Source organism: Streptomyces lydicus, from assembly GCF_001729485.1.
Classification (GTDB): domain Bacteria; phylum Actinomycetota; class Actinomycetes; order Streptomycetales; family Streptomycetaceae; genus Streptomyces; species Streptomyces lydicus_D.
On sequence record NZ_CP017157.1, the window covers coordinates 1003675 to 1021160 of the forward strand.

At 72.5% G+C, this 17486-nt stretch carries 9 protein-coding genes; 3 read left to right on the plus strand and 6 right to left on the minus strand.

Annotated elements, in window-relative coordinates; translation table 11 throughout:
• Positions 1-189 precede the first annotated feature (189 nt).
• Entirely contained in the window at positions 190-5151 is a 4962-nt protein-coding gene (locus SL103_RS04365) for an NAD-glutamate dehydrogenase (RefSeq protein WP_069567456.1), read from the plus strand.
• Positions 5152-5256: 105 nt separating this feature from the next.
• Here the strand turns inward: SL103_RS04365 and SL103_RS04370 are convergent, their stop codons facing one another.
• Both SL103_RS04370 and SL103_RS04375 read right to left on the minus strand, forming a co-directional pair.
• Positions 5257-6072, minus strand: a complete 816-nt coding sequence (locus SL103_RS04370) for an ABC transporter ATP-binding protein (RefSeq protein WP_279631133.1) — start codon at positions 6070-6072, stop codon at positions 5257-5259.
• A complete protein-coding gene (locus SL103_RS04375; protein WP_069567457.1) occupies positions 6065-7000 on the minus strand; it encodes an ABC transporter permease in 936 nt (311 codons plus the stop codon). Before SL103_RS04375 ends, SL103_RS04370 begins: the two co-directional genes overlap by 8 nt.
• A 136-nt stretch (positions 7001-7136) precedes the next feature.
• Here SL103_RS04375 and SL103_RS04380 point away from each other — a divergent pair, with 136 nt between their 5' ends.
• Positions 7137-7760, plus strand: coding sequence for a TetR/AcrR family transcriptional regulator (locus tag SL103_RS04380; RefSeq protein ID WP_069567458.1), 624 nt, complete (start codon positions 7137-7139; stop codon positions 7758-7760).
• A gap of 868 nt (positions 7761-8628) precedes the next feature.
• Here SL103_RS04380 and SL103_RS04385 read toward each other — a convergent pair.
• Positions 8629-10986, minus strand: a complete 2358-nt coding sequence (locus SL103_RS04385) for a bifunctional glycosyltransferase/CDP-glycerol:glycerophosphate glycerophosphotransferase (RefSeq protein ID WP_069567459.1) — start codon at positions 10984-10986, stop codon at positions 8629-8631.
• Positions 10987-11189: 203 nt separating this feature from the next.
• Here SL103_RS04385 and SL103_RS04390 point away from each other — a divergent pair, with 203 nt between their 5' ends.
• Positions 11190-13424 (plus strand): PIG-L family deacetylase, encoded by a 2235-nt coding sequence (locus SL103_RS04390; RefSeq protein WP_069567460.1) that lies wholly within the window; start codon positions 11190-11192, stop codon positions 13422-13424.
• Here SL103_RS04390 and SL103_RS04395 read toward each other — a convergent pair.
• The 3 genes from SL103_RS04395 to SL103_RS04405 are packed head-to-tail and all read right to left on the minus strand — an operon-like array spanning position 13379 to position 17372.
• Entirely contained in the window at positions 13379-13774 is a 396-nt protein-coding gene (locus SL103_RS04395) for a GtrA family protein (protein WP_069567461.1), read from the minus strand. The genes SL103_RS04390 and SL103_RS04395 overlap by 46 nt on opposite strands.
• Entirely contained in the window at positions 13774-14745 is a 972-nt protein-coding gene (locus SL103_RS04400) for a glycosyltransferase family 2 protein (RefSeq protein ID WP_069567462.1), read from the minus strand. Before SL103_RS04400 ends, SL103_RS04395 begins: the two co-directional genes overlap by 1 nt.
• Positions 14742-17372, minus strand: a complete 2631-nt coding sequence (locus SL103_RS04405) for a YfhO family protein (protein WP_079145561.1) — start codon at positions 17370-17372, stop codon at positions 14742-14744. The genes SL103_RS04400 and SL103_RS04405 overlap by 4 nt, the downstream gene beginning before the upstream one ends.
• Positions 17373-17486: the final 114 nt, after the last annotated feature.

The following is a 17486-nucleotide window of genomic DNA, read 5'->3' on the forward strand; positions in this document are numbered from 1 at the left end:
CGGTCGCTGGTCGTTGCGGCCAACACTCCATGTCGACCTTGTCAAAGTTTGTCGATAACGAAGCGGCCTTCTCCCCACGCGGCATAGCGTCGACAGCGACAGGACACCCCGCGTCGCGACGGCGTTGTGCGGCTTCCACACAGTTCTTCCACAACGTCACGCAACGGCGCGCGACAGGAGCCAGAGGACATGCAGACCAAGCTGGACGAAGCCAAGACCGAGCTGCTCGCCAGGGCCGCCCGGGTCGTTGAAAGCAGCCAGGCCGGAGGCAAGCACCCGGTACGCGGCCTCGACCCGGACACCCTCACGGGATACCTCCAGCGCTACTACCTGCACACCGCCCCCGAGGACCTGATCGACCGCGACCCGGTCGACGTCTTCGGCGCCGCGCTCTCGCACTACCGGCTCGCGGAGACGCGTCCGCAGGGCACCGCGAACGTCCGGGTGCACACGCCGACCGTCGAGGAGAACGGCTGGACCAGCAGCCACTCCGTCGTCGAGGTCGTCACCGACGACATGCCCTTCCTGGTCGACTCGGTCACCAACGAGCTCTCCCGCCAGGGCCGCGGCATCCACCTGGTCATCCACCCGCAGGTGACCGTCCGCCGTGACGTCACCGGCAAGCTCATCGAGGTCCTCGACTGCAACGGGGACGCCCGCGGCAACGGCGCCCGGAAGAAGGCCGCCGAGCTGCCGCACGACGCGGTGACCGAGTCCTGGATCCACGTCGAGACCGATCGCGAGACCGACCGCGAGGACCTCCACCAGATCACCGCCGATCTGCTGCGGGTGCTGTCCGACGTGCGCGAGGCCGTCGAGGACTGGGACAAGATGCGCGGTGCCGCCCTGCGCATCGGCGACGAGCTGCCCTCCGAGCCGCTCGCCGACGACCTGCGCGAGATGGAGGTCGAGGAGGCCCAGGAGCTGCTGCGGTGGCTGTCCGACGACCACTTCACCTTCCTCGGCTACCGCGAGTACGAGCTGGCCTCCGCGCCCGGTGAGGGCGGCACCCAGGAGGACGTGCTGACCGCCGTGCCGGGCACCGGACTGGGCATCCTGCGGTCCGACCCGCCGCACCGCGAGAGCGACTCCGGCCACCCCGTCTCGCCGTCCTTCAACCGGCTGCCCGCCGACGCCCGCGCCAAGGCCCGCGAGCACAAGCTGCTCATCCTGACCAAGGCCAACAGCCGCGCCACCGTCCACCGCCCCTCGTACCTCGACTACGTCGGCGTCAAGAAGTTCGACGAGCAGGGCAACGTCATCGGGGAGCGGCGCTTCCTGGGCCTGTTCTCGTCCGCCGCGTACACCGAGTCGGTGCGCCGGGTGCCGGTCATCCGCCGCAAGGTCGCCGAGGTCCTGGAGGGCGCGGGCTTCAGCCCCGACAGCCACGACGGCCGCGACCTGCTGCAGATCCTGGAGACCTACCCCCGCGACGAGCTCTTCCAGACGCCCGTCGACGAGCTGCGGTCCATCGCCACCAGCGTGCTGTACCTCCAGGAGCGCCGCCGGCTGCGCCTGTTCCTCCGCCAGGACGAATACGGCCGCTACTACTCCGCGCTGGTCTACCTCCCGCGCGACCGCTACACCACCGCCGTCCGGCTGCGCCTGATCGACATCCTCAAGGAGGAGCTCGGCGGCACCAGCGTCGACTTCACCGCCTGGAACACAGAGTCGGTCCTCTCCCGGCTGCACTTCGTCATCCGCGTGGAGCCCGGCGCGACCCTGCCCGACCTCACCGACGCGGACGCCGACCGCATCGAGAGCCGGCTGGTCGAGGCCGCCCGCTCCTGGGCCGACGGCTTCTCCGAGGCGCTGATCGCCGAGGTCGGCGAGGAGCGCGCGGCCGAGCTGCTGCGCCGCTACGGCCACGCCTTCCCGGAGGGCTACAAGGCCGACAACAGCCCGCGCAGCGCGGTCGCCGACCTCCAGCACCTGGAGAAGCTCACCGAGGAGCCCGGCAAGGACTTCTCGGTCAGCCTCTACGAGCCGGTCGGCGCGGCCCCCGGGGAGCGCCGCTTCAAGATCTACCGCAGGGGCGAGCCGGTCTCGCTGTCGCGGGTACTGCCCGGCCTGAACAAGCTGGGCGTCGAGGTCATCGACGAGCGGCCGCACGAGCTGCGCTGCGCCGACTCCTCCCTCGCCTGGGTCTACGACTTCGGCCTGCGGATGCCGGAGCAGGTCAAGGGCGACGACGCCCGCGAACGGTTCCAGGAAGCCTTCACGGCCGTGTGGACCGGCGCCGCCGAGAGCGACAACTTCAACACGCTGGTGCTGCGGGCCGGCCTCAACTGGCGCCAGGCGATGGTGCTGCGGGCCTACGCCAAGTACCTGCGGCAGGCCGGGTCGACGTTCAGCCAGACGTACATGGAGGACACCCTCTCCAACAACGTCCACACCACCCGGCTGCTGGTCTCGCTGTTCGAGGCCCGGATGTCCCCCGAGCGCCAGAGCGCGGGCACCGAGCTGACGGACGGGCTGCTGGAGGAGCTGGACGGCGCCCTGGACCAGGTCGCGTCCCTCGACGAGGACCGGATCCTGCGGGCCTTCCTCACCGTCATCAAGGCGACCCTGCGCACCAACCACTACCAGCGGGCCGCCAACGGCGAGCCGCACAGCTACCTCTCCCTCAAGCTGGACCCGCAGGCCATCCCCGACCTGCCGGCGCCCCGCCCGGCGTACGAGATCTGGGTGTACTCGCCCCGCGTCGAGGGCGTCCACCTGCGCTTCGGCAAGGTCGCGCGCGGTGGTCTGCGCTGGTCGGACCGCCGGGAGGACTTCCGTACGGAGATCCTCGGCCTGGTCAAGGCGCAGATGGTCAAGAACACCGTCATCGTGCCGGTCGGCGCCAAGGGCGGCTTCGTCGGCAAGCAGCTGCCGGACCCGTCGCTGGACCGCGACGCCTGGCTCGCCGAGGGCATCGCCTCGTACAAGACCTTCATCTCGGGTCTGCTGGACATCACCGACAACCTCGTCGGTGGCGAGGTCGTCCCCCCGAAGAACGTCGTCCGCCACGACGAGGACGACACCTACCTGGTCGTCGCCGCCGACAAGGGCACCGCGACGTTCTCGGACATCGCCAACGAGGTCGCCGAGTCGTACGGCTTCTGGCTCGGTGACGCCTTCGCCTCCGGCGGCAGCGCCGGATACGACCACAAGGGCATGGGCATCACCGCCCGCGGCGCCTGGGAGTCCGTCAAGCGGCACTTCCGCGAGCTCGGGCACGACACCCAGACCGAGGACTTCACGGTCGTCGGCGTCGGCGACATGTCCGGCGACGTCTTCGGCAACGGCATGCTGCTCAGCGAGCACATCCGCCTGGTCGCCGCCTTCGACCACCGGCACATCTTCATCGACCCCAACCCGGACGCGGCCACCTCCTACGCCGAGCGCCGCCGGCTGTTCGAGCTGCCCCGGTCGTCCTGGGCGGACTACAACACCGAGCTGCTCTCGCAGGGCGGCGGCATCCACCCGCGCTCGGCCAAGTCCATCCCGATCAACGCGCAGGTGCGGGCCGCCCTCGGCATCGAGGCCGGGGTGAAGAAGATGACCCCCGCCGACCTGATGCGGGTCATCCTCAGGGCCCCCGTCGACCTGCTGTGGAACGGCGGCATCGGCACGTACGTGAAGTCCTCGGCGGAGTCGCACGCCGACGTGGGCGACAAAGCCAACGACGCCATCCGGGTCAACGGCGAGGACCTGCGGGTCAAGGTCGTCGGCGAGGGCGGCAACCTCGGCCTGACCCAGCTGGGCCGGATCGAGTTCGCCACGGCCGGCGGGAAGATCAACACCGACGCGATCGACAACAGCGCCGGTGTGGACACCTCCGACCACGAGGTCAACATCAAGATCCTGCTCAACTCCGTCGTGGCCAACGGCGACATGACCGTCAAGCAGCGCAACAAGCTGCTGGCCGAGATGACCGACGAGGTCGGCGCGCTGGTGCTGCGCAACAACTACGCGCAGAACACCGCACTGGCCCTGGCACAGGCCCAGTCCTCCAGCATGCTCCACGCCCAGCAGCGCTTCATGCGCCGCCTGGTGCGCGACGGCGACCTCGACCGGGCGCTGGAGTTCCTGCCCACCGACCGGCAGATCCGTGAACGGCTGAACGCCGGCCGCGGCCTGACCCAGCCCGAGACCGCGGTGCTCCTGGCGTACACCAAGATCACCGTCTCCGAGTCGCTGATCCAGACCCAGCTGCCGGACGACCGCTACCTCGAACGGCTGCTGCACGCCTACTTCCCGTCGGCGCTGCACGACCGTTTCGCCGAGCAGGTCGACGGGCACGCGCTGCGCCGCGAGATCATCACGACGGTGCTGGTCAACGACACCGTCAACACCGGTGGGACGAGCTTCCTGCACCGGATGCGGGAGGAGACCGGAGCCTCCCTCGAAGAGGTCGTCAGGGCGCACACCGCGGCCCGCGCGATCTTCGGTCTCAACCAGGTCTGGGACGACGTCGAGGCGCTCGACAACATCGTCGCCGCCGACGTCCAGACCCGCATCCGGCTGCACTCGCGCCGGCTCGTCGAGCGCGGCACGCGCTGGCTGCTCAACAACCGCCCGCAGCCGCTGGAGCTGTCGGAGACCATCGAGTTCTTCGCCGAGCGGGTCGGGCAGGTCTGGTCGCAGCTGCCGAAGCTGCTGCAGGGCAGCGACCTGGAGTGGTTCCAGACGATCCTGGAGGAGCTCACCGGCGCGGGCGTGCCCGAGCCGCTGGCCGTCCAGGTGTCCGGCTTCTCCTCGGCCTTCCCGGCGCTGGACATCGTCGCCGTCGCGGACCGGATGGGCAAGGAGCCGCTGGAGGTCGCCGAGGTCTACTACGACCTGGGTGACCGGCTGCGGATCAACCAGCTCCTCGACCGCATCCTGGAGCTGCCGCGCAACGACCGCTGGCAGTCGATGGCCCGCGCCTCGATCCGCGAGGACCTCTTCGCGGCGCACGCGGCGCTGACCGCGGAGGTGCTGTCGGTGGGCAACGGCTCCTCGACGCCGGAGCAGCGGTTCAAGGCATGGGAAGAGGCCAACGCGGCGATCCTGAGCCGGGCCCGGGCGACGCTGGAGGAGATCCACGGTTCGGAGGGCTTCGACCTCGCGAACCTCTCCGTGGCCATGCGGACCATGCGGACGCTGCTGCGGTCGCACAGCTGACCCGCGCCACACGGCGGACGGCCCCGGAAGCGATGCTTCCGGGGCCGTCCCCGTTGGCGCGTGCCCCCGGCGCCGGGCTCTGCCGGGCTGCCGACGGGGGAGGGGCTACTTGCCCGTCTCCCTCTCGTATGCCTCGATGACCTCGTCGGTGGGGCCGTCCATCAGCAGTTCGCCGCGTTCCAGCCACAGCACGCGGTCGCAGGTGTCGCGGATGGACTTGTTGTTGTGGCTGACCAGGAAGACCGTGCCGGCTTCCTTGCGCAGCTCGCGGATGCGGGCCTCGGAGCGCTTCTGGAAGGCCCGGTCGCCGGTGGCCAGGGCCTCGTCGATCATCAGCACGTCGTGGTCCTTGGCCGCGGCGATGGAGAACCGCAGCCGGGCGGCCATGCCGGAGGAGTAGGTGCGCATCGGCAGCGAGATGAAGTCGCCCTTCTCGTTGATGCCGGAGAAGTCGACGATGCCGTCGTAGCGCTCGCGGATCTGCTCACGCGACATGCCCATGGCCAGACCGCCGAGGACGACGTTCTTCTCGCCGGTCAGGTCGTTCATCAGGGCCGCGTTGACGCCCAGCAGCGAGGGCTGGCCGTGGGTGTAGACCTTGCCGCGCTCGGCGGGCAGCAGCCCGGCCACCGCCTTGAGCAGCGTGGACTTGCCCGAGCCGTTGGAGCCGATCAGGCCGATGGACTCGCCGCGGTAGGCGGTGAAGGACACGCCCTTGACCGCGTGCACCTCGCGCACGCCGGTGGACGGCTTGCGGCGGATGATCCGGTTCAGCGCCGCGGTGGCACTGCCCCGGCCCGCACCGGTGCCGTAGACGCGGTAGACGATGTGCAGGTCGTCCGCGATCACCGTCGGGATCCGGGCGTCGGCGGTCTGCGCCGGCCGGATGTCGTCGTGTCGTTCCGTCAGAAGCTCAGCCACGTCCGTACCGCTCCTCGGCCTTCCAGAAGTACACGAAGCCGGCGATGCCGGCCAGCAGGGCCCATCCGCCGGCGAACGCCCATACGTGCGGCGGCAGTTGCTTGTGCGTGAAGCTGTCGATCAGCGCGAAGCGCATCAGGTCGATGTACACCGCGGCCGGGTTGCCGTTCAGCAGGACCACCACGATCTGCGGGAGGTGCTTGCCCTGGAGGATCACGTTGATGCTGAACATCACGCCGGACGCGTACATCCAGGTCCGCATGACGAAGGGCATCAGCTGTGCCAGGTCCGGGGTCCGCGCGCCGAGCCGCGCCATGACCATCGCCAGCCCGGTGTTGAACACGAACTGCAGCGTCAGCGCCGGCAGCACCAGCAGCCAGGACCACGTCGGCACCTGCCCGAAGCAGAGCAGGATGACCACCAGTACGCCCATGGAGTACAGCAGTTGCTGGAGCTGGGCCAGGCAGAACGAGATCGGCAGGCAGGCGCGCGGGAAGTGCAGTGCCCGCACCAGGCCCAGGTTGCCGGAGATCGCCCGGGTCCCGGTCATCACCGAGTTCTGCAGGAAGGTGAAGACGAAGACGCCGGTCACCAGGAACGGGATGTAGTCCGGGACGCCCTTCCTCGTGCCGATCAGCACGCCGAAGATCAAGTAGTAGACGCCGGCGTTGAGCAGCGGGGTGATCACCTGCCACAGCTGGCCGAGCTTGGCGGTGGTGTACATCGCGGTGAGCTTGGCGGTGGCGAAGGAGGTGATGAAGTGCCGGCGGTGCCACAGCTGGCGGGTGTACTCGCCGAGCGAGGGGCGGGCGCCGCTCACCGTGAGGCCGTGGCGTTCGGCCAGCGCGCGCAGCTCGGGGTCGGGTGCCGTACCGGGGCGGGGTGCCCGGGCGGGCGCCTGCGCCGGCGGAGTGAGGGTCTGGGGCATGGGGGCCGCTTTCGCTTGCGTACGGGGGCCGCAGGAACGGACCGACGACGGGACGGGTCCGTATCGTCGCGACGCCGACACTAAAGGGAGCTCACGTCGAAACGCAACCGTAGCGTCGTGACGGTAGGCTCAAGCCATGGCAAAAGACGGCAGCGGGAGCGACCCCGCGGCGGCGCGCCGGACCCCGGCGGGCGCCGCCGTACTACGCGAGGACAAGACCGAGGCGATCCGCGCCGCGGTCTTCGAGGAGCTGGCCGCGGTGGGCTTCGCCCGGATGTCGATCGAGGGCATCGCGCGCCGGGCGGGGGTGGGCAAGACCGCCGTCTACCGGCGGTGGCGTTCCAAGCTGCACCTCGTGCTGGACGTGGTGTCCGCGGTGGCGGCCGCGGGGCTGCCCGCGCCCGACACCGGGTCGCTGCGCGGCGACGTGCGGATGCTGCTGGAGGTCGCGTCGCGGGCGCTGCGGCACCCGATGGCCTCGCAGATCATCCCGGACCTGCTCGCGGAGGCGGCCCGCAGCCCGGAGCTGGCGCAGGCGCTGCGGACGGCGCTGCACGACAGCCAGGAGGGTGTGGCGGCCGCGGTGGTGGCCCGTGCGGTGGAGCGCGGCGAGCTGCCGGCGGACGTGGACACCCGCCTCGCGCTGGACCTGCTGACCGGGCCGCTGTACTGGCGGCTGCTGGTCGTCCGCGACGCGCTGCCCAAGGGCTACCTCGACGCGCTGGCAGCCTCGGTGACGGCGGCCCTCGGGGCGGAGTGAGCGAGGAGCCGTGAGGCGGGCCGTCGGAGGCGGGCCTCTGGGGGCGCCGCGTCTTGGCCTGTCCCTCGGTGGCGAGCTTCTGGGGGCGCCGCGCCTTGTCCGGTCCCTCGGTGGCGGGCCCGTGGAGCCGTGTGCGCTGAGCGGGCCCGGGCCCTTAGGGCGGGGTCGAACGGATCCCGTACGGGGTGGACGGGCCCCCTGCGGAGCCTCAACGAGGCGGGGTGGGGGCGGTATTCCCGGGGGCGGGGTGGGCCGGTGTGTGCGGAGTGGGCCGTATGCGCGGAGCGGGCCGCTGCGTGCGGGGTGGCCGGGGGTGGCGGCGCGCAGGGGCCCGGGCGTGAGGGAAGGCACCCTCCTCGGCGCCGCCCGGTCCCGGCGTGAGGGGACATGGTCGCGGCGTGGGAGGGCCTGCTGCGGTCCGGTTCCGGCGCGTGGTCGTTGTCGGCGCGAGGCGGGCCTGGTCCCGGCGCGAGGGGGCCTGGTTTTGGCGTGACTGGGGCCTCCCGCGTCCGGTCCGGCGCGTGGTCGTTGTCGCTGCGAGGGGCCCTGGTCTCGGCCCCGGCGCCGCCCGGTCCCGGCGTGAGAGGGGCCTGCTGCGGTCCGGTCCCGGCGGGTGGTCGTTTGTCGGCGCGAGGGGGCCTGGTCTCGGTCCGGGCGGGTCTGGTCGCGGCGTGTGGGAGGGGCCTGCTGCGGCCGGCGCGCGGTCGTTCCCGGCCGGGGCGGTCGTTCTCCGGCCGGGACAGCCCCGTCGCGGAACCACCCCCAGCCGGAAACCGCCCCCCGGCCGGGCCTCCGTTGTGGAGCCCCCCGTCATGGAACCGCCCCCGGCCAGGAGGCCGGGGGCGGTGTATGTCCGTGAGGTGCGGGGTCAGCCGGCCAGTTCGATGCCGGAGGATTCCGGGGTGTCCGTGGACGGGGTGTCGTCGGCCGCGGTGCGCGGGGACGGCAGCTTGATCAGGCCGGCGTCGGCGGCCGCGGCGCGCGGGGACGGGGCCACGGTCCGCTCGTCCTGCGGGAGCGGCTCGGGGAGCATTTCCTCGCCGAGGAGGACCCGGCGCACCACCCGCTCGGCGGCGTGGCCGTCGTCCCACTGGCAGAACCGGGCGCGGAACGCGGCGCGCAGCCCGGTGGCCTTCTCGTCGTCCCAGCGGCCGCTGCGGAACGCCTCGATCAGCTCGTCCTCGGTGGTGGCGATCACGCCGGGGGTGTCGCCGGGCTTGCCCGAGAGCAGGTCGAAGGTGACGCCGCGGGAGCGGACGTAGGTGTCCCAGTCGTCGGCGTAGTTGATGATCGGCCGGTCGAGGTTGGCGTAGTCGAACATGATCGACGAGTAGTCGGTGACCAGGGCGTCGGCGGCCAGGCACAGCTCCTCGACGACCGGGTGGCCGGAGACGTCGATCAGCGCGCCGCGCTCCTGGAGTTCCTGCAGGCCCGGGTCCTGGTCGTAGAAGTAGTGGGTGCGCACCAGCAGGACGAAGTCCTCGCCCAGCTCGCGGGAGATCTTCTCCAGGTCGAGCCGCGGGACGTAGCCGACCTGGTAGTCGCGCATCGTCGGGGCGTAGAGGACCGCGGTCTTGCCGGGGGCGATGCCGAGGCGCTCGCGGATGTCCAGGACGTCCTGGGCGCCCGCCCGGTAGTAGACGTCGTTACGGGGGTAACCGGCGTCCACCGACTCGAAGTTGCAGGGGTAGACGCGCTCCCACTGCTCGGTGGTGTGCTGGTTGGAGGAGAGCGAGAAGTCCCAGCGGTCGGCGCGGGCCAGCAGCTTGCGGAAGCTCATGCCCTTGGCGGCGGCCGGGTAGCGCTTCTGGTCGGTGCCCATCGACTTCAGCGGGGTGCCGTGGTGGGTCTGCAGGTGTATCTGGCCCTCGCGCTTGACCACCCCGTCGGCGAAGTTGACGTTGTTGACGAGGTACTTGGCGCGGGCCATCACCTCCCAGTAGCGCGGCGAGTTCAGCACGACGTGGTCGATGCCGGCCGGGATCGCGCCGGAGTCGGCCAGCTGCTGCTTGACCACCCACACGCCGTGCACGTGCGGGGCCAGCTCCTTGGCCTTCTCGTAGACCGCCAGCGGGTTGCAGGCCGGCAGCCGGTTCCAGTACGCGGAGTAGACCGCGAGGTTCTCGTCCAGCGGCTGGCGCAGCAGCGCCTGGTAGCGCAGGTCCATGGCCTTCTTCTTGGCCTGCTTGACCCTCTTGGTGGCGTGCTTGCGCACGGTGCGCTGCACCTTGCCGGCGACCTTGAGGCCGGCCAGCGCCGGGTAGGCGTCCTTGGCGAGCAGCGCGTACTTGCCGCCGGCCATGCCGGCGGGGCGGACGAAGCCGACCGGAATCCGGGTGCGGTAGTCGTGGGCGGCGCGGTGGAAGAACTCGGCCTGCGCGTTGGCCGGCAGCCGGCCCGGCTTGTCCAGCACCGTCAGGTAGTGGTCGATCATCTTGCGGAACATGTGCGGGCGCCAGCGCGACAGCTCGGGGTGCGCGTCGAGGTAGTCGAAGACCCGCTCGTACTGGTCGAAGACGTCGAAGTGCTTGCGGCTGGTGGTGCGCAGGATGTTGCCGCCCTGCCGGCGCTGGCGGTAGTGCAGACAGACCCGGTCGAGGACGGCTATGGACCCGGCGGTGATCAGCGTGCAGAACGTCCAGGGGGCGTCCTCGTAGTAGCCGACCGGGAAGGTGAAGCCGTGCTCCTCGATGAAGTCGCGGCGGTACGCCTTGTTCCAGACGATCTGCAGCAGGTCGAGGATCTCGGGGCGCTCGGCGAGGGTGAAGGAGGGCGCGCCGGACTCGTCGAGCAGCTCGGCGAGCGCGTTGCGCCGGGCGGAGCCGTCCCAGTAGGTCCGGGCGTAGTCGAAGATCAGGATCTCCGGGCTGTCGGTGGCCACCAGCCGGTCGGAGAGTGCGGTGAGCGCGCCGGGTACGAGGGTGTCGTCGCTGTCGAGGAAGAGGACGTACTCGCCGCGGACCTTCTCCAGGCCGGCGTTGCGGGCCAGGCCCAGGCCGACGTTCTCGGGGAGGTGCAGGACCTGCACCCGGTCGTCGCGGGCGGCGTACTCGTCCAGGATGGCGCCGCTGCGGTCGGGCGAGCAGTCATCGACGGCGATGAGCTCGAAGTCCGCGTAGTCCTGCTCCAGCACCGAGTCCATGCACTCGCGCAGGAAGCCCTGCACTCTGAACACGGGGACGATGATGCTGAAGCGTGGTACGGCGTCGAGGACTGTCTCGGCCATGTGGTGCTAACTCCTCGTGACGATCTGAGTGCAGAACGCAAAAAAGCCCCAAAGGGGTCTTTGCATTGTCTGCCTTCTGACCGCTGTTCACCCGAAAAGGTTGTTGTTCGTAACCTGAAAGTTCTGTGGCGCTCATCACGGATGTGGTCAAGTACTGAACTTTCGGACGAGCGGGATCCGGTCGATCACCGAATACTGAGGGGGTGTCACCCGCGCCTCCGCCCGACGACTCCCGCCGCCCGCCCGGCCCTTCCCGCCGCCGGCTGCTCCAGGCCGCCGGCGGGGGAGTGCTGGCCGCGACCGCCGGCGTCGGCATCTACGCGTGGCGCGCCCAGCAGCTCCCCCGGACGGCCGAACCCAGCGGCGGAAGAAGGCCCTTGGTGGACCCCGCCGACCAGTCCTTCCTCCAGGTCATCGCGCACGCCGACGACGGCCTGTACTTCATGAACCCCGAACTGGAGCAGTCCATCCGCGGCGGCGCCCGCTCGGTCACGGTCTGCCTCACCGGCGGCGAGGCCGACGGCCACAACGTCAGCAGACGGGCCACCGACCCCGCCGGCGTGCCCCGCAACCGGCCCGCCTTCGCCCGCGCACGCACCAACGGGCTGCGCGCCGCGCACGCCGTGATGGCCACCGGCGACCCGGCCGCGCCCTGGGACGTGTCGGTGATCTCCCTGCTGCCCGGCTTCGAGGCGGAGCTGCACACCCTCCGCGCCGCCCCGCACCACCAGCTGATCTTCCTGGAGCTCGTGGAGTCCCGGGCCGTCTGGCAGGCCCGCGCCGTCAGCCTGCGCGGCCTGTGGCTCGGCGCCACCGACACGCTGCCCACCCTGCGCCCCGCCGGCACCCCCGTACGGCGGCAGTACCACTACACCCGCGACCAGCTCACCCACACCCTGGTCGCGGTGCTCGACCGGGTCCGCCCCACCGTCGTACGGACCCTGGACCCCAACGCGACGCACTCCCGCAAACGCCCCCCGGCCAGCCCCGACCGCGACCCGCGGCTCACCGGCCTGCGCTACTACGACCACCAGGACCACACCGCCTCCGCCTACTTCGCCCAGGCCGCGCTGGCCGCCCACCAGGGCAGCACCCGCTACCGCCCGGCCGTCGTGGAGCACTACCTCGGCTACGAGTCCGGAGTGCTGCCCAACGACGTCGACCTGTCCACCGCCCGCCGCAAGGCCGGCCTGCTGTCGGTGTACGGCTGGGCCGACCACCGCCGCTGCGCCGACCCGGCCGGCTGCGGCGACCGCAAGGTGGGCGGCACGGCGCTGTACGGGGCCTCCGGCAGCTGGACCCGCTCCACCCGGCTGCGCGCACCCGGCTCCAACGCCTGGATCCGGCCCGCCGCCGACGGCCGGCTCGCCGCCTTCGCGGTGCTGGGCGGCACGGCGTACTGCTGGACCGAGACCCGGCCGGGCAGCGGCACCTTCGGCGGGCCGGCCCCGGTCGGCGGGGAACTGCTGCAGGGGCAGATCCACGTGGTGCGCCGCCCCGACGGCGCACTGCAGCTGTTCGCCGCCCGCACCGTGCTGCCCGGCCGCAACGCCGCGCACCGCCGGGAGCTGGTGACCGCCGCGCAGCGGGGCACCGACGGCGACGGCCGGCCGCTCTTCCCGCGCTGGGAGTCGCTGGGCTCACCCGACGCCGACCCGGTCCGCTCGCTGGAGATCGGCTTCCCCGCGGCGGTGGCCACCCCGGACGGCACGGTGCACGTCTTCGTACGGACCTGGGACGGCAGCATCGCCCACCGCAGCGGGCCCGGCGGCGCCTACTGGTCGCTGTGGGAGCGGCTGGAGGGGCCCGTCGGCACGCTGAAGGCGTCACCGCAGGTCGTCGACGGGCTGGACGCCTGCGTCGACTCCGACGGGCTGATCCACCTGGTCGCGCCGAGCACCGGGACCGTGCACCACTGGGTGTCCAAGGAGCCCGGCGAGCTGCCGCGGCCGGCCGCCGCCACGGGCCTGCCGCAGCCGGGCGGCCCGGTCAGCGTCGTGCCGCTGGCCGGCGGCGCGGTCCGGGTCGCCTACCGCCGCTCGGTCACCGCGCAGGTGCTGCTCGCCGAGCGGCAGCGGCTGATCGGCGGCTGGCGCCTCTCGGCGCAGTGCGCGCCCGTCGGCGGGCACGGCCGGGTGGCGGCGGCGCCGGTCGGCAGCGGCGACCGGATGGTGCTCGCGGCCCGCGACGACGCCGGCGACGTGCGGATGGCGATGGCCCAGGACGCGCCCAAGCCCTGGCAGACCGGCCGGGTGCCGCACTCGGCGGCGGCCGGGGTCGCCCAGGACGCGGTGGGGCGCGCCGTGGTGGCCGTGCTGGGCACCGACGGCAGGCTGTACACCAGCCGGCAGACCTCGGTCGGGCAGGGCGCGCTGTTCCGGCCCTGGCAGGGTCACGCGGAGGCCGCCGGGCGCAGGATCCGCCGGGAGACGACATAGGTGAACGGGATGGCGAAGCCCGCCGCGACCAGCGGCGCCACCGTGCTGTTCATCCCCAGCCAGCTCACCAGCGCCACCAGCCCCACGCTCTGCACGACGTAGTTGGTGACCTGCGTCAGCGGGAAGAGCAGGAACTTCTTCCACGTCGGACGGGTGCGGTAGGTGAAGTAGGTGTTGAGGAGGAACGAGCAGACCAGGCTGATCAGGAAGGCGGCGGTGTACGCCGCGAAGTACGGCAGCAGCCGGTGCAGCGGCAGGTAACAGGCGTAGAACGTCAGGGTGTTGACCCCGCCGACGGCGGCGAACCGCACCATCTGGCCCCAGGACGCGGCCGAGGGGCGGGCGGGCATCAGCGGGCCTGCGAGCCGGCGGTGACGTCCGCCGGCTCGGGCGCGGGGGGCGGCCCGTCGGTCTCCTTGAGCAGGAAGTGCGGCCGCCGCTTGGTCTCGTAGTAGATCCGGCCGATGTACTCGCCGATCAGTCCCAGCATCACCATCTGCAGCCCGCCCAGGCCCACGATGATGGCCACCAGCGTCACATACCCGGGGGCCGTCACCCCGCCGACGACCGCCGCGCCGATGATCCACAGGGTGTAGACGGTGGCGAGCGCGGCCAGGCCCAGACCGGCGTAGATCGCCAGCCGCAGCGGCCGGCAGTTGAACGACAGCATCCCGTCGATGCCGTAGTTCACCAGCGAGCCGAACCGCCACTTGGTCTCGCCGGCGCCCCGGGCGGCGTTGCGGTAGTCGAAGGTGACGGTGTCGAAGCCGATCCAGGAGAACAGGCCCTTGGAGAACCGGTTGTACTCCGGCAGCGACAGCAGCGCGTCCACGGCCTTGCGGGACAGCAGCCGGAAGTCGCCCACCCCGTCGGTGAGTTCCACGTCGACCCAGGTGTTGACGGCGCGGTAGTAGAGCCGGCTGAGCGCGGTCCGCAGCCGCCGGTCGCCGGCCCGGTCGCGCTTGGCGACGACCTGGTCGTGGCCGAGCTGGTAGAGGTCGAGCATCCGCTCGATGAGCTCGGGCGGATGCTGCAGATCGGCGTCCATCAGGATCACCGCGTCGCCGGTGGCCGCCCGGAGCCCGGCCAGCATGGCGGGCTCCTTGCCGAAGTTGCGGCTGAAGGAGAGGTAGCGGGTGGTGGCCCGGTGTCGCTGGACCAGGCCGCGCAGCCGGGCCAGGGTGCCGTCGCCGCTGCCGTCGTCCACGTAGCACACCTCGTAGGCGACGCCGAGGCGCTCCAGGACCGCGCGGAGCGCCGCGTCGAAGCGGGTCACCACGGCCTCTTCGTTGTAGCAGGGGACGACGACGGAGAGCTTCATGCCCGGGCCTCCTTGCTGGGGCGGAGCCGTGAGCGGCCCCGCAGGCGTCCCCCGAACGCGACCGCGGCGAGGACCAGCCCGGCCGCACCGCTCACCGCCAGCCCCGGTCGCAGACCCGGCGGGACGTACGCACACGACAACCGCCCGGCGCCCCCGCCGAGCGGGACGGCCAGCAGCCCGCCGTCCGACTCCGGCGCCCTGGCAGGGCCGCCGTCCACCGCGCAGCTCCACCCGGTCACCGCCGGCACCGCCAGCACCGCGCGGCCGGCGGCGCCCCGGGGGAGCCGCGCCGTCAGCCGGTGCCCGTCGACGGTCAGCGTGCGCGGCCCGCGCAGGGCACCGACCGCCGCGGCGAGCCGGCGCGGCGACAGACAGCCCACCGCGTGTTCGGGCACCACCTGCCAGCCCTGCCCGTGCACGCGCACGGTGACCCGGCCGTCGGCCGGCACCCGGCCCAGCTCGCCCGCCGCGCCCGCGGTGATGTCGTACTTCCCGGCCCCCTCGACGTGCCCGCCCGGCCCGCCGACCCGCCCGGCGAACCACGGGGCGGACCACACCACGACACCGCCCGGGGCGCACCGCGCGGTGAAGACGGTCCCCGCGGTGTCCGGGCCCGCCACCTGCCGGCCCGCGGCGGGCAGCGGCGCGGGCGGCAGCAGCCACCCGCCGCGGACCGGCAGCGGGACCGGGCCCCCGCCGGGCGTCAGGCGCGGCACCTCGTAGACGGCCGCCCCCAGCAGCCGCTCCTGCCGGGCGAATACGGTGGACGGCTCGCCGCCCGCGGCGGGCGGCGGCCCGTCGCGGACCGTCAGCAGCGGGGCGTGCGGCGCCCGGTAGGCGGTGAGCCGGCCGTGCGCCGCCGACAGGTAGCTGCCCACGCCCATCACCGCCCGGCCCACCGGGTCCTCGAAGCTGAGCGTGTGACGGCCCCGCATGTACCAGCCCGCGCCCAGCGCCTGCAGGGTGCGGGCGGTGACGGCCGGTACGTAGCTGCTGTAGTACGAGCCGCCCTCGCCGCCCAGCAGCAGCGGATCGTTGTTGGCGAACTCGTGCGGGCCGGGATCGGTGCGCGAGTGCGGCCAGTCGGCGCGCCCGGCGAGCCCGGCCCGGACGGCCAGCGACGCCGGGGTCAGCGTGGTCTTGGGCCGGAACCACGCGATCCGGTCGCGCGCCGCGGTCACCGAGAACGCCGTGTACGCCGAGCCGAGCAGCACCGTGCCGGTCAGCGCGGCGGTGACCGCGGTCCGGGTGCGGTCGGTGCGCGCACCGGACCGCGCCGTCAGCGCGGTCAGCGCCGCCAGCGTCGCGGCGCCCCCGCCGGCCACCAGCACCCAGGTCGCCGTCGAGACCGCCCCCTGGTCGCGGCACAGCAGGGCCAGCAGCGCCACCAGCCCGGCGCCCGCGGCCAGCTCGCGCGGCCGCGGGCGGTGCGCCAGCGCCAGCCAGGAGATCATCACCAGGATCCCGCTGAGCACGAAGGCGGCGCGGTACGGGCTGCCGTTGGGCAGCGCGAGGCCGTGCCACAGCAGGACCGTCGGCTGCCACACGAACGACACGGCGACCCCCGCGGCCAGCGCGTACCAGCCGACGCGTACCCGCGGCGGCACCGCGCGCACGAACGGGAAGGCGGCGACCAGCAGCAGGCCGGGGACGCCGATGAAGATGTTGGGGGCGGGCGACAGGCCGTGCCCGCCGGGCAGCAGCTGCGCCAACTGGTAGAGCGGTGGCGGCCGGTGGCGGTAGAGGGCCTCGGGCGCCGGCTGCGCCGCCCGGCTGGCCAGCAGGCTGACGGTCAGCACCGGTGCGGTCAGCGCGATGCCGACGGCCGCCATGGCCGCGGCCCGGCCCGCCGCCCGCAGCCGGTCGCCCCGGGCGCCCGGCGGGGCGGTCAGCAGCCGCACGCCGAGCACCAGCGCCGTCGCCAGCGTCGCCATCGCCGCCGTGTAGAAGTTGCCCGCCCAGGCGAGGGCGACCAGGAGGGTGCCGGCCACCCAGCGGGTGCGGCGCACGCACCAGTCCGCCGCGATCCCGACCAGCGGCAGCGCGACCAGCCCCCACATCCACATCGGGTCGGCGAAACCGTCGTTCAGCACCCAGCCGCACAGCCCGTACCCCACCGCCAGCAGCGCCCGCAGCCACCCGGAGCCGGGGTGCAGCAGCCCCAGGAGCACGGTCATCAGGGCGGCGCCCAGCCCGATGCTCAGCAGCGTGACCAGGAACACCGGGAAGTCGGCCAGCGCGCGCGGGAAGAGCCCGACCAGCCAGGAGAACGGGTTCATCAGATACGTGAAGAAGTCCGCGAGGAAGGGAACTCCGTACCCGCTGCTCCAGTTGAAGTACAGGTCGCCGTTCGCGGTGCCGTGCAGCAGGTCCCACAGCCGGGCGTGGAACGGCACGAACTGGTTGCCGAGGTCGTTGACGGCGCGTGACCGCGGCCCCAGCGGGTAGCTGCCGTGCAGGGCCAGCGCCAGGCAGTACGCCCCCATCGACAGCACCGCGGCCAGCCAGGGGGCGCCGAGCCGTCGCAGGGCCCCGCGCAGCGCCGCCGGGAGTGGCCTGCCGGGGCGCGCCGGGGCAACCTCCTGGGGCCGGGCCGCCTCTTGTGGGGTGGCGGGCGTCGGAGCCACCGGCACTCCTCCACACTCGGCGAACGTTCACCCAACGTTATATGTCTTAATAGTCCCTTTCGCTCTGCGGGGACGCGGGGCTTTCGAGGGATTGCCGCGACGACCGACCGGAGG